This window comes from Aminipila butyrica (assembly GCF_010669305.1).
GTDB lineage: Bacteria > Bacillota > Clostridia > Peptostreptococcales > Anaerovoracaceae > Aminipila > Aminipila butyrica.
The window spans coordinates 1,060,050-1,076,317 of sequence record NZ_CP048649.1; the positions used below are offsets into that span (position 1 = coordinate 1,060,050).

General features: G+C 44.0%; 15 protein-coding genes. 11 read left to right on the top strand and 4 right to left on the bottom strand.

Annotated elements, in window-relative coordinates; translation table 11 throughout:
* The first annotated feature begins 23 nt into the window (after positions 1-23).
* Both Ami103574_RS05240 and larB read left to right on the top strand, forming a co-directional pair.
* Positions 24-3,068, top strand: a complete 3,045-nt coding sequence (locus tag Ami103574_RS05240; RefSeq protein WP_163065627.1) for a hemoblobin-interacting domain-containing protein — start codon at positions 24-26, stop codon at positions 3,066-3,068.
* A 248-nt stretch (positions 3,069-3,316) separates the two neighbouring features.
* On the top strand, positions 3,317-4,063 hold the full coding sequence (gene larB / locus Ami103574_RS05245) for a nickel pincer cofactor biosynthesis protein LarB (protein ID WP_163065628.1): 747 nt from the start codon (positions 3,317-3,319) through the stop codon (positions 4,061-4,063).
* 10 nt (positions 4,064-4,073) lie between these two features.
* On the opposite strand, the gene Ami103574_RS05250 is transcribed toward larB, so the two are convergent.
* Positions 4,074-5,270: a transglutaminase-like domain-containing protein gene (locus Ami103574_RS05250; protein WP_163065629.1), complete on the bottom strand. Its 1,197-nt coding sequence runs from the start codon at positions 5,268-5,270 to the stop codon at positions 4,074-4,076.
* A 182-nt stretch (positions 5,271-5,452) separates the two neighbouring features.
* Here Ami103574_RS05250 and Ami103574_RS05255 point away from each other — a divergent pair, with 182 nt between their 5' ends.
* Positions 5,453-6,043, top strand: coding sequence for a helix-turn-helix domain-containing protein (locus Ami103574_RS05255; protein ID WP_163065630.1), 591 nt, complete (start codon positions 5,453-5,455; stop codon positions 6,041-6,043).
* A gap of 235 nt (positions 6,044-6,278) precedes the next feature.
* Entirely contained in the window at positions 6,279-7,469 is a 1,191-nt protein-coding gene (locus Ami103574_RS05260; RefSeq protein ID WP_163065631.1) for an iron-containing alcohol dehydrogenase, read from the top strand.
* Between the two features lie 87 nt (positions 7,470-7,556).
* Here the strand turns inward: Ami103574_RS05260 and Ami103574_RS05265 are convergent, their stop codons facing one another.
* Positions 7,557-7,847, bottom strand: a complete 291-nt coding sequence (locus Ami103574_RS05265; RefSeq protein ID WP_163065632.1) for a hypothetical protein — start codon at positions 7,845-7,847, stop codon at positions 7,557-7,559.
* Positions 7,848-8,187: 340 nt separating this feature from the next.
* On the opposite strand from Ami103574_RS05265, the gene Ami103574_RS05270 reads away from it, so the two are divergent.
* Both Ami103574_RS05270 and Ami103574_RS05275 read left to right on the top strand, forming a co-directional pair.
* Positions 8,188-8,547: a hypothetical protein gene (locus Ami103574_RS05270; protein WP_163065633.1), complete on the top strand. Its 360-nt coding sequence runs from the start codon at positions 8,188-8,190 to the stop codon at positions 8,545-8,547.
* 280 nt (positions 8,548-8,827) lie between these two features.
* Complete coding sequence (locus Ami103574_RS05275; RefSeq protein WP_163065634.1) at positions 8,828-9,685, top strand: MerR family transcriptional regulator; 858 nt, start codon at positions 8,828-8,830, stop codon at positions 9,683-9,685.
* Between the two features lie 69 nt (positions 9,686-9,754).
* Here Ami103574_RS05275 and Ami103574_RS05280 read toward each other — a convergent pair whose 3' ends face one another.
* Entirely contained in the window at positions 9,755-10,732 is a 978-nt protein-coding gene (locus tag Ami103574_RS05280) for an SGNH/GDSL hydrolase family protein (RefSeq protein WP_163065635.1), read from the bottom strand.
* Positions 10,733-10,883: 151 nt separating this feature from the next.
* Positions 10,884-11,180: a DUF3892 domain-containing protein gene (locus Ami103574_RS05285; RefSeq protein ID WP_163065636.1), complete on the bottom strand. Its 297-nt coding sequence runs from the start codon at positions 11,178-11,180 to the stop codon at positions 10,884-10,886.
* 171 nt (positions 11,181-11,351) lie between these two features.
* Between Ami103574_RS05285 and Ami103574_RS05290 the strand changes: the two genes are divergently transcribed.
* The 5 genes from Ami103574_RS05290 (at position 11,352) to Ami103574_RS05310 (ending at position 16,245) form a co-directional block, all read left to right on the top strand.
* Entirely contained in the window at positions 11,352-12,116 is a 765-nt protein-coding gene (locus Ami103574_RS05290) for an ABC transporter ATP-binding protein (RefSeq protein WP_330587212.1), read from the top strand.
* On the top strand, positions 12,109-12,918 hold the full coding sequence (locus Ami103574_RS05295) for an ABC transporter permease (protein ID WP_163065637.1): 810 nt from the start codon (positions 12,109-12,111) through the stop codon (positions 12,916-12,918). The genes Ami103574_RS05290 and Ami103574_RS05295 overlap by 8 nt, the downstream gene beginning before the upstream one ends.
* A 34-nt stretch (positions 12,919-12,952) precedes the next feature.
* A complete protein-coding gene (locus Ami103574_RS05300) occupies positions 12,953-13,960 on the top strand; it encodes an ABC transporter substrate-binding protein (protein WP_163065638.1) in 1,008 nt (335 codons plus the stop codon).
* Positions 13,961-14,102: 142 nt separating this feature from the next.
* Positions 14,103-15,200 carry a M23 family metallopeptidase gene (locus Ami103574_RS05305; RefSeq protein WP_246213199.1) on the top strand — a complete coding sequence of 366 codons (1,098 nt, stop codon included), beginning with the start codon at positions 14,103-14,105 and terminating at the stop codon, positions 15,198-15,200.
* 133 nt (positions 15,201-15,333) lie between these two features.
* Entirely contained in the window at positions 15,334-16,245 is a 912-nt protein-coding gene (locus Ami103574_RS05310) for a magnesium transporter CorA family protein (RefSeq protein ID WP_163065639.1), read from the top strand.
* Positions 16,246-16,268 lie beyond the last annotated feature (23 nt).

A 16,268-nucleotide genomic window follows, 5' to 3' on the forward strand; every position in this document is an offset into this window, starting at 1 on the left:
TTATTTTGAGAAAGAGGTTGCATATGAAGAAATTGTCGTCAGTTTTCTTGTCTGTGCTGTTAAGTATGGTGATTATGCTGCAAGGTACACAAACGGTACTGGCAGCTCCCTTTGAAGTATATGGCAGAATTGAAATGAATAGCGCCGACTATTATTTAGATACCGATATTGATGAGTTTGGAAATGCTCGAATTTTCCCAGAAAAGACTACCTTTTCTGCATCGGATGCGGTGAGCGGGGCAACAACTCTTGCCGAGCGGTTTACGCTTCGGGCGGATCAGGGACAAAATGCGGTATATGCTTATTCCCCTGAGCGCGCACAAGGTTATCGCGACTGGGCAAATAAGATTACGCGTATTACTTACTTAAGCTATGACTGGTCGGAACTTATCCGCTACGTCCCTTCTGATATGGGTTATACGGAGCAGGAAGACGGTCTGGCTTTAAACACAAAGAGCTTGGACCCAGGTATATACACGGTTCGCATTTATTCAGAAGGCAGTGAAACGTTTGTTTTGAACCTGGAGATACAGAGCCCGGCTCTGACAATCAGTATAAATGATGGGGCCGAATCGGTATATACTTATGCCAAGACCTCCTTTAAGCTTAGCAATTTAGGATTCAACTGGAAAACTCCAGTTTATGAAGTAGTATTAAATGGCGTAAAATTAAGTACGGAGCAGTATTCCTTCGTATTTAATCTTCTAACGCTTTCGGAGAATGTGTTAACAAAGGAAGGCGAAAATACGCTTACGGTAAAGTGTTATGGCTACAAGGATGCCAGCCTTACTTTTACAGCGAAGCCGGGTAACATTCCAGCCTCCAGAGAAGTTATGGCCATTTCAGCGGCTACTTCATCCAGCGGCGGCGGAGATGTGGATGGTGTCAGCGGTGCTACCGGCACCGTGCCAGCATTTTTAGTGTTTAACTTCGATCTTTTGGCTAATGCTCAGCTGCTGAAAGAACACAACCTGGAAACGGAGGCCAGCAAGGGCGTCTTAAAATGGTGGGATGAAGCCCGCAAGGAAGTCGTTCGTGGATACGGTTCTATGGATCTGTATGATTGGGAACGCTATGTTGCTTCTCAATTAAGCTTTGAAGATTATGTAGCCAGCAAGCCAATGCGTGCTACGGCGGCGGATGGGCTGTTCTGGGATATGTGGGAAGTAAAAAATGTACTGGAAAATGGAAAATTGGGCGATCCTTATGATTTCTATGAGCAAATCGCTGCGCCGCATCCAGTTGTAAGCATTACCAGGGCTAACTGGCAGTCTGGCCTTACGTTAGCTTTTGCCGATATTCCGGAGGAGGACATATCCGTCGACGCATGGAGAGCCGCTATGGCAAATGTGCCTTTTGATGCTCATATTATGGTTGGCAGCACAGGGCTTCGTGCCAGCGAATATGAATGGACAGCGGAGGGCGAACTGTTCTTCCCGAAAGAAACTTTAGCTAATCGTATCATGGAGGGGGATACGTTGACCATTCGCTCTTCTGGCTATAAAACCATCAAGCAGAAGATTACCTTTGCAAACGGCACATATACCCCAGAGCCGGCGGCTAATACCTTCTATGTTGGGGATGATGTGGTTATAAAGGGCATTCCAGCTGACCTTTCCAGCCCAGAGGTGCGCATAAATGGCGGTGAAGCACTCTTTAATGGTGCAGGCTACGGCAGCAGCAAATATTTTACCCTTAAAGATGGTCAGATAAATCTGTACCATAAAAACTTTAACGAAGTGGGAACCTACTCTGTGCAGATAAAATCCAGCAATTATGCGACACAGACTGTAAAGGTCAAGCTGGAGGACGGTGCAGGTAAGCCAGGTTATCAAGTTGGACCTATTGCCAATGTGGTTTTCGACAGCCTCCTGGAGGGATATGGCACCGGATTAGAGAAAAACGTAACAATTAACAACACAGGCAATCAGCCGCTGACAAACCTAAAGGCGATCCTGTCCGGCGGTGTGGATAGTAAGTTTACATTAGCAGCCTTGGACACCACCCTGGTCGCAGGTGCTGGTGCGAACCTTTCCATTACACCGAAGACTGGTCTTGAAAAAGGCACGTATACGGAAACCGTTACCATTTCTGCTGACAATATGACCCCTGTTACCTTTACTGTCACACAAATTGTCGGGGAAGAGGAAACTCCTGTCACCCCAGAGCCAGGGGATGGGCGGCCGGTATTGCCTTCCGGACAATACTATATTGATGAAGATGTCGTGATTACTGACTTTAATCAGACTGAACCAGTAGTTGTGGAAATTAATGCAAATATTCTTGATAAAGCAAATTATACGTATAAGGCTGGGACGCTAACCCTGAAAATAAATACCTTTAGTAAGGCAGGGAAATATACGGTTAACGTATATATGGCAGGCATGCCATTCTTAAAAACAGAAAAGTCTATTCAGATTGTAGCCGCTCCTGGCGCAGACGCACATAAGTATGATATTGGCACCATTGCCAATATAACTTTTGATCAGCTTACGGAGGGATATGCTGCCGGAGAGCAGGAGAACGTAACACTTACCAATACAGGCAATCAGCCGCTGACAAACCTGAAGGCTGCCTTGTCTGGCGGTGTAAACAGCCATTTCACGCTGGGAGCAGTGGACACTACCTTGGCAGTAGATGCGGGGACGGACCTTTTCATTACACCGAAGACTGGACTTGAAAAAGGAACGTATAGGGAGACCGTTACCATTTCTGCTGACAACATGACTTCGGTTACCTTCACGGTAACACAAGTTGTTAAGGAAGCCGATGCTCCTGTTACCCCTGAGCCACAGCCTGAGCGGCCTGACTTGTCAGCGGGACAGTACTATATAGATGAAGATGTAGTAATTACCGGCTTTTCTGGCACGGGAACCGTGGTGAAGATTAATGGTGAGGGAATTTCTAAGACAATTGAGGATAATAAACTTTTTACTTCTAACTCCGATGGCTCGTTGATTTTGAAAAAGGGAGTTTTTACGAAGGCAGGGACTTACACCGTTAATTTAAATTTGATGGGATTTTCTGACTGCGGCACAAAGACTGTTATTATTGTGGCAGCCCCTTAATTTGTCACCTTACTTGTTTAAATGAAATGAGGAATTCCTAGAAAGAGTCTATAAAGACAATAAAAAGGCAACCGTCTTTGATAAAACAATATCATAGGCGGTTGTTTTATTATTTATAAAATTGATTGACCAGGAGAAATAAACGGGAAATCCTTTGTTTCCAAAACAAATTTTGATATAATAGAGCAAAATTAAAAAAGAGGGGGAATCCTAAAAATAGATTCCATGCCAATAGAAAGAGGTAAAATATGGACGCAAGAGAAATCTTATTGCAGGTACAAAAAGGGCAGGTTTCGGTAGAGGAAGCCGAGCAGTATTTCAGAAGACAGCCTTTTGAAGAAATGGGTTTTGCCAAGCTGGACACCCACCGGAAGATTCGTTCGGGCTTTGCGGAGGTGATTTTTTGCAGCGGCAAGAGCGATGCACACCTGCTAGACATCTTTGGACGGCTGTATGAGTCCGATGGGGAAGTCTTCGGTACCAGAGCTACCCCGTCTCAGTACGAGATCATTCGCGAAAAATATCCTCAGACCCAGTATGATAGCCTGTCCCGAATCATTAAAATTGAAAAGCCGGACAAAAAGCGGATTGGTAAGATTGCCGTCTGCACTGCCGGAACGGCAGACATTCCTGTAGCGGAAGAAGCCGCTCAGACCGCTGAATATTTCGGAAGCTACGTAGAGCGGATTTACGATGTAGGGGTCTGTGGTATCCATCGGCTTCTATCTCGGATTGAAACCATTCAGACGGCTAACTGTATTGTTGCGGTGGCGGGGATGGAAGGGGCTTTGGCCAGCGTTATGGCCGGATTGGTGGACAAGCCGATCATCGGCGTACCGACCTCTGTAGGCTACGGAGCCAGCATGAATGGATTGTCGGCGCTGCTGACCATGATTAACTCTTGTGCGAATGGCATCTCGGTCGTAAACATTGATAACGGATATGGAGCAGGCTATGTGTCCACCCAGATTAACCGGCTGGTAGCAGGGAAGTAATCAGCTGTTTCTACCATTGTCCTTGAACTACTTGATATTTGTGGTCAGTGGAAAAGGCCGCGGTGTCGAAATAATTATAGCCGGAATGCCCGAAAGTGGTATCTACATCCAGCCAGCGTTGGGATTGGGAGTCGTACACCTGATTCCAGGCGTGATCTCCCCAGGAGGAACCGTTGTAACCCAGTCCGGTGACAAAACGAACCTGGAGGTCAGTCGCTTGACACATGGAGATGTACAGGCAGGCGTAGTCAAAGCAGATGCCTTCCCGCTGTTCAAAGGTGACGATAGAGCCGGATTCCAAGTGAGACGCATTGTCCACGATAAGAGCTGCCTTTGCCTTATCATACTGAATGCTCTGGCTGACCCACTGATATAGCAGGTAGGCCTTTTCTCGGTCCTCGGTGGCTGTGCCGACGATTTCCCGAGCTTTGGCATCGATTGCTTCATTAGAGCGGATGGCTTCATCCAGAGTCATACCATTAAAATATTTGATGACAGGAACTTTCCAGTAGTTGGAATTTCCACCGTCTTCACTGCGCCGGGCAAAATCTTCTTCGGCTTTTTTAAAAGAGTCATTGAAGAGCACGGGTAACTGCTGGACCGCTTCGGTGCGGAGCAGGGGTTGGAGGAGACGGGTATCCATCAGCTGATAGGCAGCAGAGCGCTGAATATATTGATTGGCTGTGGGATTGTTGATGAAACCCGTGTAAAAATGAAGAAGCAGAGTCAATACTAGGACTAGGCAGACGGACTTTGGCAGCTGCCAAATCAGACTGAGGAAGCCTTTGGTCCAGTCTCCTAACCGGTCGAAGGTGCGGACGGCTCGGGTCGACAGGGGCTGGAGCAGCCAGCGGTGAAGGGGAAGTGTCAGCAGTTCCAACAGCCAGAGCATAACCGCCAGAACGACAAACAAAGCCAGCACCCGGGCGGCGATATCGTGTTGGTAGCGGGTCAGCCAGTTCTGGAAGCCGGGTGCCAGAGACTGGATTAGGGTAAAAAGCTTGCCGCCTGCACCGGTAAAGAGGCCGTCCGTAAATTGAAAGGCCAGAATCAGCCCCAGGATGAAGAGCAGGCTGTTCAGCAACGACAAAAAAGCCTGCTGGATGCGACTGCCGGAAATGGGGTGCAGCAGGCCGGTGAGCAGCGGCATAAAGAAAAATGCTGAAATCAGCAGGGTGATAAGGTTGATGTGGTCAAATAGATTCATAGGTGCTCCTGTATGATTTTGCGCTTAAGGGTTTATCTACATAGTATACCATATCTCAGCAAATAGAAACTACCGGCATAATCTGTCAGAATAGGGTATAGGGAGCCTTTTACTGGAAGTCTACGGAGCGTGGATTGAATTTTTTTATATTTCCAGTTAGTCTAAATAGGGAGGTGCACAACATGGATTGTAACAAAGTTGGAGAATTGATACGAAGTCTGCGAAGGGAAAAAGGGCTGACCCAGAAACAGCTGGCCGATAAGATGAATATCAGTGATAAAACAATTTCCAAATGGGAACGAGGCATGGGCTGCCCAGACGTATCCTTGCTCCAGGAGCTCTCCCAGCTGCTTGAAGTAAATATTGAAAAAATATTGTTGGGTGATTTGGCGCCTAACGATGCAGACGGAGGAAATATGAAAAAAATGAAGTTTTACGTTTGCCCCACCTGTGGGAATATTCTCACGGCTACGGGGTCGGGAGAAACATCCTGCTGCGGGCGGAAGCTGACCGCCCTGGTGGCTCATCCGGCTGATGAACTGCATCAGCTCACCGTAGCAAAAGTGGAAAATGATCGATACCTCACATGGGATCATCCCATGAAGAAAGATCACTTTATCAGCTTTGTGGCTTGGGTGACTTACGATCGGGTACTGTTGATTAAGCTATATCCGGAACAGAATCCAGAGGTGCGTCTGCCCATTATGGGAAAGGGCGTTTTGTATTTTTATTGCAGCCAACATGGACTGTGGATGAACAAAGACCTTTGCTGACAAACGGTTGGACGGTGTGCGCATAATCGGAGGTTTAACTGGTTGTTTCGTCAGCAGAAATGCGGCAAGTATCGTCAGCAGGCTGTCGATACTTTTTTGTTGAAATGCATGAAAAAGACCGCTATAATGGTCTTAAAATAATACAGTTAAACTGTTCACACAACGCCTGGCTAAAAGTCTATATGGAAGTAAAATTCAGAGGAACTGGATGCAGGTAGAGAAGGAGGAAGAGCAAATGGGAAGATTTACATTACCGAGAGACATTTATCACGGAAGTGGCTCTTTAGCTGAGTTGAAAAACTTAAAAGGAACAAAAGCCTTTTTGGTAGTAGGCGGCGGTTCCATGAAACGCTTTGGATTTTTGGACAAGGCCGTGGATTTGCTGAAAGAAGCTGGTATGGAAGTGGAATTATTTGAAAACGTCGAACCGGACCCTAGCGTGGACACCGTTATGCGAGGAGCGGAGGCTATGGGTGTTTTCCAGCCGGATTGGATTATCTCCATGGGCGGCGGTTCCCCTATTGATGCGGCAAAGGCCATGTGGGCCTTTTACGAATACCCGGATACCACCTTTGAGGATTTAATTACGCCATTTAATTTCCCGCAGCTGAGGACTAAGGCTAGATTTTGCGCCATTCCGTCCACCTCAGGAACCGCTACGGAGGTAACGGCTTTTAGTGTAATCACGGACTATAAAAAAGGCATCAAATACCCGCTGGCGGATTTCAACATTACTCCAGATATAGCCATCGTCGATCCAGAATTGGCGGAAACGATGCCAGCTAAGCTGGTGGCCCACACGGGGATGGATGCCATGACCCACGCCATAGAGGCCTATGTTTCCACCTTGCATTGCGATTATACAGACCCTCTGGCACTTCATGCCATTAAAATGGTCCACGAAAACTTGAAAAAGTCTTACGATGGGGAGAAAGAGGCAAAAGCCAACATGCACAACGCCCAATGTTTGGCCGGTATGGCTTTCTCCAATGCCCTGTTAGGTATCGTCCATTCCATGGCTCACAAGACTGGAGCAGCCTATAGCGGCGGCCATATCGTCCATGGCTGTGCCAATGCCATGTACCTGCCGAGAGTGATTCAGTTCAATGCAAAAGAGGCAGAGGCGGCACATAGATATGCGGACATCGCCCGACTTATGGGTTTGGTTGGCGATACAGAGGCGGAGCTGATTGAAGCGCTGGTGAAGGAGATTAAAGCCATGAATCAGCTGCTGAGTATACCTGATTCGATCAAAGAATACGAAGGCGGTATTATTGATGAGGCAGAATTCCTGGAAAAACTGTCACTGGTAGCAGAGCTGGCCATCGGCGATGCTTGCACCGGTTCCAATCCAAGGATACCGACTCAGGAAGAGATGGAGAAACTGCTGAAAGCTTGTTATTATGGAGAAGATATCAACTTCTAATAGGCGCTTAGCATAACATAAAAAACTCCCCGACAGCATGAATGTTGCGTCGGGGAGTTTTTTATATTTTCTAATTAGAAGTCATTTTTAAGCTGCGGTGTAATAAATTACACCAGAGGAAGTGGTAACTGTTCCCAATGTGGTATTTTCTACTACAAAGGCCTCTGCCTGATTTGGATCAATGGTACCTGTTTGTGCTACTGAGAACGTGTACGTCTCATCAGCTGTGCCGTCAGACAAACTAATATAATAATAAGCGTTTGTGCCTGGTTTACAAGGGATCGCCTCCGTATTAGTCACCTCGATGAATAATACGGAATCACTACTATCAGTATTGAAAGGAGTACCACTTGTAACAGTAATAGCAACTTCTGCCATAAAAATTCTCTCCTTGCTTTTTTTAATTTGAAAGGAAGTACTTCCCTTTATAATGTATTCAAAAACAAAGTTTGTGTGACTGCCAAGCGGTAACATCAGCACCAATATATTTCTATCATCATAATATGATATTGGTGATATTAAAATGGGTTTTATGGATTTAACATGTACGGGATCGGTCAGTTTAATAAACGGTATCCAATGTTTCACCTATAATAATGACAAATTACGGATTGGACAAAATTTTATAACCTATCTCTCTTTTGAACTTCCTCCCGCTGTTTTTTTTACGCCTTTGAAAGAAGCAAAGCTTATTCTTTTTAAACTACCGATGAAGGTTATGGAAAGCACTGCGAGTCCTTTGACGGACCAATACGCCCTTTTTCCACTGCTGGATTATTTTAGTGTCTACAGCAGCTGGTATATGCTTCCGCGATTTGATGACAGCTTGAGGGTGGACTACGAAGATCAGCCACATATGAGTTACACCGAAATTGATATTACAACAATCGCAGCTGCATGGAGCGAAGGAAAACTAGAAAATAGAGGGTTGGTTCTAACCGGTGCCCCTAATGGACAGGAACTGACTTATGCTTCCGACCAGTATGAAACCGCGGGAATGCGTCCTCGGATTCGGCTGACCTATGAAGGAATCTCTAAACCGCTGAGTATGGCCCCATGTACTGTAGAAGTTCGGTAGTAGGAAGTGGCTGCAAAGGGGATAGGAAAAGGCATATGAGCATGTATTTGCTGATATGCCTTTTTAACATTGCTTTAGACAGATTAAGTGTAAAAAGGAGGGAAAGTGAAAGCAAAAAATATAAAGCCTGTGCCCTTAGACGCTGACCGATAATTAAGGCTTATAGCTCTCGCAAGCCAGTCGTTGCAAGGGTGGTGCTGATTTATGACCGGGAATTTAATAATTGACACAAAGTGATAAAAAGGATTATAATGTACCTTAAAGTAGGTGATATAGACAGATGGATTTAAAGAAAAGTGAATTTCTAATTGGTGAACTTGCCGAAATTTGTGAAATTTCCCCAATTACTCTACGGTATTATGATAAAATGAAAATTTTGAAACCTGATAGAATCTGCACAGAAACAAATTATCGATATTATAGCCAAGAAAAGATTTTTTTTGTATTGATGATTAAATATTATAAACGTATTGGTTTCACATTAAAAGAAATAAGCATTCTATTGAATCGAACCAATCTCGAACAAATACAAAAATATTTCACAAAAAAGCTAGAAGAAATTGAAGGTGAAATTCAAAAATCTTATAGAAAACATGCTGCAGTTCGAGAATGGTCTCACCTTATAAATGAAGGTCAAGATTATTTAAACAATATCTTGCCAACTTCAGATGTTAAAATAGTAAATTTCCCCCTTCGTCAAGTGGTAGCTTCCAAAGTGTTAATTAATTGTAATCAAGAACGCCATGATTTTGATTCAATATTGGTCAACAAACAGATTGTGAATACTGCCGAAAAATACAATTTATACTGTGCAGGACCAGTTCTTTTATTTTATAGAGACTACAAAGAAAGAATTGAAGGAACTTTTAATGAACTTGATATTTATGTCCCCATCTATGATGAGATCACGCATTCTGATTCAATATTAGATTTTGGAGGCTTTAAAGCTGTTTCTCTCGTTCATATTGGCACATATGCAGATATCCATCTTTCTTATTTAAAACTGATTCATTGGTGCCATGAGAATAAAATTCTGCCTCTTGGCTCTTCAATTGAAAAATATTTAATCGATCCATGGAGTACTAATGATGAGCAAAAGTATGTAACGGAAATAGTTTTGCCTATTTCCTGTAAGTGAAAAAGGTATATCAAAGTAAAAGAGCTGCTATGAATGATTTTCATATTGCAGCTCTTTAATATTCTTCCGCTATTGTTCTATTTCTTCCGCCATTTCTTCCCCTGCTATTTTATGAACAGTAGTGGTTGGATGCCATTCATCCCAGAAATAGTATTCCTCAGGATTTCCCTCACTCTTTACTATTTCAGGAGAAGTAAATTCATACGGTTTATTCAGCTCTTTTATTCCGTACTGATCTGGATTAGTTCTGATCTCTTGACTTACTTCTTTCGGATAGTCAAAATATATAATATCTACATTTAATTTATCCATTAAATCGTTTAATCCACCGGATAAAGCAGTGTTTACATTCGTGGTATATTCTTCTGCTTGAGCTATTCTTGAATTGCTTACTTCCCAAGGTTCAATGGATAAATCTACACAACTTACCAACATAAATTTCTTGGCTCCCAATTTAGACAGCGTAGTCACTGCAGTATTAATATTTTTCACCGTTTGTGCGGATAACTCCTTGATAGAATCAGGCGTATTATAGTCCATATGATAAAAATAGTCATTTGCAGAAACAAAAATGAAATATAGCGCGTCAGAGTCTGCTTTTCCATTTTTTAAACTGCTTTTAAACCAGTCTATTTGACTTAATACTCCTGTCTTCTTATAGCTGTTAAGCCAATCATAGTAGTTATCTTTTCCACTTTTTGCTCCGCCTACTGCATAATTGGTCAGTTTTACGTCCAATTCAGAGGCTAAATACTCTACTGCAGTCTTTCCGTTTGACCATCTGCCTTCCCAATATAGATCGCTTTGGGGATCACAAGGTAAGATGCTTGCACCGGTAATGGGCGTCGGTAAATTCATAACCTCTGTACTTACTTTCAGACTCCCCCCATTATCTGAAAAACTGTCACCAAAAGCAAAAATTTGAGATATTGATGCTTTCTCTTCTGGATTTGAGGTATCAAACGAAACGGCCTTGTTTCCACAGCCATATAACCCAGAAGTAACTAATAAAATTGAAATAACGATGCTTACATATCTTTTTTTCACGTTTAGACCTCCTTTATAATATATATTAATTATCATTCTAAACGTTAAACTATGGTTTAATGTCAATAAGCTGATATTAAAAAATCGAAATTTTTTTGATCTATTTTTTTGCTTTTTCTTTGCTGTCTATTAATAATCGTCATTTAGCGGGCTAATGGATGGAGGGCAGTGAACTTAAGTTATTGTTTTCAGAGCCATCCGGAATCGATTTTAGATATTCTGTATTGCCACGATGAGAAATCCCTACGCCCATGACGCCTCCTCGTTTAGCCAGATCAATACAGTCTTCCTTGGACAGAATGCTGTTATCGGACAACTGATAACCTGTCACTTTGCCACCGCTTTTAACAAGGCCGGTAATTCGTTTTGCATCGCTGGCTGGGGTGGGGATTTGATCCAGCGTATTGCGGGCAAAAGACGCATCCAAGGTATTTTTTTCGTTGTTCATAATCGAATCTCCTTTCTTTCTTTTTCGCTTTTATTTTGTGCAGGATATAGGTATTTTATTATGTAGGAAATGCTATTAAAGGCGATTTATTTCAAAGGCTCCTTATTCACCATTTTGTTTAAAATCACATACAATGAAGAGTATCTATTTTAAAAATAATGAGGTGGTATTTTGGCAGTATTAGAGGTAAAAAACATCGAAGAAAAGTATCAGGCATTAAATGGAGAAATAACCGCACTAAAAAATATAAGTTTTCAAGTGGAAAAAGGTGAATTTGTCAGTGTCGTCGGGCCCAGCGGATGTGGTAAATCTACGTTGCTCTCTATTATTGCAGGACTTCTCAAACCGACCGCAGGAGAAATTTATGTAAAGGGAGAAAAGATAGAGGGCATAACGAGCCATATTGGATACATGTTGCAGAAAGATAACTTGCTGGACTGGAGAAACATCTATAAAAATGTCATGCTAGGACTGGAAATACAGAAGAGCGTAACCCCCGAAAATGAGGCAAGAGTGATTGAATTATTAAAGACCTATGGGCTTTATGAATTTAAAGATAAGTATCCGTCCCAACTATCTGGAGGAATGAGGCAGAGGGTGGCCCTAATTCGAACCCTTGCCATTAACCCAGATATTTTGTTGTTAGATGAAGCGTTTTCCGCACTGGACTATCAGACCAGGCTGGCGGTAACCAACGATGTATACGGTATATTAAAACAAGAGCAGGTGACCACTATTATGGTCACTCACGACATACCTGAAGGCATCAGCATGGGAGATAAAATGCTGATTTTGTCTGCTCGTCCGGCAGTGGTAAAAGAGGTACTGGATATCGATTTTGAGATGGCAGACCGAAATCCGCTGAATTGTCGGAACAGCCCTAAATTCAGCAAATACTTTGATTATATTTGGAAGGAGCTGAGCAGTCATGAATGAGCAAAAAGAGCTTTCTTCAGAGAGGGTTGTATTTTTAAAGAAACAGCGTCGCCGGAAACAATTGATTCTTTTCTGGCAGCTAGGCATACTCCTCGGATTGATTGCTCTGTGGGAGATTTCCGCCAGGGTTGGGCTTATTGACAGCTTCATTCTCAGTCAGCCATCGAGAATTTTTCATACCTACGTTCGTATGGCGCAAAACGACCTGCTTCTCCACATTGGCATTACGGTATATGAGACTTTGGTAGGCTTTGTTCTGGGGGTTATTACTGGAACCTTGCTGGCTATCATTCTCTGGTGGAGCAGTCTGATTGCTAAGATTAGCGAACCTTATCTGGTGGTGCTTAACAGCCTGCCGAAAATCGCTTTGGGACCAGTTATCATCATTATTGTGGGGGCTGGGACAGAGGCCATCATCTTTATGGCTTTGGCCATTTCGCTCATCGTAACCGTGCTGGAAATGCTCAACGGGTTTCAGCATACAGATCAGGAATATATTAAGATGGTGACTACTTTTGGGGCGTCAAAGTTACAGATTTTTACGAAAGTCGTCTTTCCGTATAATATTTCTACTTTGTTCAATTCTTTAAAAATCAATATCGGTCTGTCCTTGGTGGGAGTCATTGCCGGGGAATTTTTGGTGTCCAAGGCCGGATTAGGCTATTTAATTGTGTATGGAGGTCAGGTCTTCCAGTTGGATTTGGTCATGGCTAGTGTAATTATTTTAGCTGTGGTGGCGGCGGTTATGTACGAGGCGGTAGTATTGCTGCAACGTGCAGTGATGAAGCTATACGGGCACTAGGTGCAGCCCGGAAAATGTGAAAGGAGTTTGAACCATGAGAAGTTATAAAAAATGGGGCTGCTGTCTTTTGGCGGCGGTGCTGGGGCTGACTCTGCTGGGGGGCTGCGGCTCAGAGCAGCAGGAGGTCGATCAAGTCACTGTATGTGAGGTGACGCATTCCATCTTTTACGCCCCCCAGTATGTGGCGATGAATCTGGGCTTTTTTGAAGAGGAAGGCATCCAGATTGAACTGTCCAACGGCCAGGGGGCCGACAAGGTTATGGCGGCAGTATTGTCTGACAACGTGGACATTGGGTTTTCTGGGCCAGAGGCTTCAATCTATGTCTACAATGAAGGCAAGGATGATCACACTCAGGTGTTTGCGCAGTTGACGCAGCGGGACGGTTCGTTTTTAGTGGGCCGAGAAAAGGATGAGGATTTTAGCTGGGATAAAGTTCGGGGTAAGGTGGTTCTGCCAGGAAGAAAGGGCGGCGTACCTTACATGGCATTAGAATATGTGATGCGGCAGAACGGTGTAGATCCTGCTAAGGATACGATCTTAGACAACAGTATTCAATTTGCCTTGATGGCTGGGGCCTTTACCAGCGGAACCGGAGATTATGTAACGCTCTTTGAACCTACAGCTTCTATGCTGGAAGCAGAGGGCAAGGGGTACATCGTGGCGTCTATCGGCCAAGAAAGTGGAGAAATCCCTTATACGGCTTATTTCGCTAAACAGAGCTTTATTCGAGAGAACGAAGACTTGATTCAACGATTCACAAACGCTGTCTATAAAGGTCAGCTGTGGGTTCAGGAGCACAGTGCAGAAGAGATTGCTGAAGCGGTAGCCCCATCTTTCCCAGATACGGATATGAGCATTCTAACTACCGTAGTGGAACGCTATAAGAGCATCGATGCTTGGTCGGCCGATCCGATTTTGCGGGAAGAGCCCTTTGACTTATTACAGGAGGTCATGACGCAAGCAGGTGAATTGACGAAAAAAGCTGATTATAATGAAGTTGTAAACAATATGTACGCAGAAGAAGCGGTGAAAAACCAATAACGAGGCATAATGACGCTAAACTGTGTAGCTGAAATAAAAAATACAACTATATAAATATGTAAATAAATGCAAAATACTCCCCGAACTTCAACAATAGGGCATGAGTGGACAGCAGCCGAAATATATATAATAGGAGGTTGCTGTGGCTGGGATCGGCCATCTGTCTTTGGAGGTAGGGGAGTTTATGCGGTTAATAATCAAAAAGGAAAGGCTGATTAGCTTTTGTTTTATCTGTCTCATCGGGCTGGCTGTTCTTCTGGCTGGCCGCTTAATTTTTTATGGAAGTGACAGCAGGAACACCGCAGCAGAGCAGGAGGGCCAGAAGGATTATATAAAATGGGTGGATTATAATGTGCCCAGTGAAGCCATGAAAAAAGCTTTAGACCTAGATTTATCTTCTCAGGAAGAGGGGGTAAAGCTGGATTGGATTCAGCTGTTGGCTTATGTAACAGCTCAGAACGGTAATAATTTCGCTGGCTACAAGGACAGCCAGTTAGAGGCGGTAGCGGAAAAGCTGCAAGGGGGAGCCGCCATAGAAGAATTGACCAAGGATATGAAATATTATGACTATTATTATGAAGCTTACAGTGCCGTACTCTCTGGATTTGTGGGGGCTTATGAGGAAGAAGTACCCAGCGAAGACGGTCGGGAGATGGTTTGGCAGAAGCGATATGGACTAAAAGCGTTTTCGCCTATTGCCAAGAACTTTTACTACAATCACTATGATGACTTTGGTCAGAGCCGCTCTTATGGATTTGCCCGCAATCATTTGGGCAATGACCTGATGGGCCAGGTGGGAACGCCCATTATTGCAATGGAGGGCGGCACCGTGGAGGCTATGGGCTGGAATCAATACGGCGGCTGGCGTATTGGTATCCGCTCCATGGATAAAAAGCGATATTATTATTATGCCCATCTGCGCAAGAACTTTCCCTACAAGCTGGGGTTAAAGGAAGGGGATGAGGTGTCACCGGGGGATGTGATTGGTTACATGGGCCGTACAGGGTACAGCACCAAAGAAAACACTAATAACATCAACACCACTCATTTGCATTTTGGTATGCAGCTCATTTTTGATGAATCCCAGAAGGAGTGCAACAGTGAAATCTGGATTGATGTGTACCAGATTGTTCGGTTTTTAGATGGTCACCGGTCGGAAGTGGTGAAAAATCTCGTCACCAAGGATTACCGTCCGGCTTTCCGAACCAGAGATATTCCAAAGGAAAAAGGTGGGGAATAGCTTTGCGGGAAAGGATAAAAAAGAGTGGTAGATTATACCAAAGGATGTGGTATACTAGCGGTATAATCTGTTTGATTTTGACCGATAGTGGACAAGCTAAAAAGGAGCCAACAGGTCAGAGGGGAGAGATGCCATGTATTACAAAATTGAAAAAGATAGAATGGAAGAGACGACCATGGAGGAATGGGAGAAAAAAGCGGATGGTGTAGCCTTATTTACCAGCGCCGACTGGGAGCAGGCGGTGCAAATCCGGGCTAGTTACCTGCTGGAGCAAAGTCGGGATCACTTGCGTTTCTGCAAGCTGGAAAGCTATGCGGATTTTCTCTTTGGAACTTTGCACATACCTCACAAGCGACATGAAAAGCAGAACGTTGGTTTTGCTTTTTACATTCTGGAAAATAAACTGATTTTTATTGACGATACGGGCTTGGTAAAAAACAGCCTGGAGAAGGTTACCGCCGGAAAGCTGCGAAAGGGCTACAACGTGGAGCGGTTTTTATACGATTTTCTGCTTTCCCTCATCGAGGAAGATGTGCTGTATCTAGCCGAGATTGAGAAGGACATCACCAAGATGGAGGAAGCGATTCTGGCCCGAGAGGTGGAGGATTTTAACTATCGGATGCTGGGGCTGAAAAAGGAAATCTCCCGCAGATATCGGTATTACAGTCAACTGACAGACTTAGGAGAGAGTCTTTTTGACAACGAGATGGATTTTTTCGGTAAGGATGATGTGGCTACCTTCCGGATTTTTGCTGACCGGGTAACTAGGCTTCAAAGTGAGACCCAGGTTCTCCGGGAATACGCCATGCAGGTGCAGGAGGTGTATCAGTCGGAGATTGGTATTCGTCAGAATGATGTTATGAAGGTCTTAACTATGGTGACCACAATCTTTCTGCCACTGTCGCTTATAGCGGGTTGGTACGGCATGAATTTTGTTCAAATGCCAGAGCTTCATTGGACCTACGGGTACCCCATGGTCATTGCACTCAGCGGAGTGATTGTTTCCGTCTGCCTTTGGATATTTAAGAAAAAAATGAATTCTTAATAATTTATTTTGAATTTGTTGTA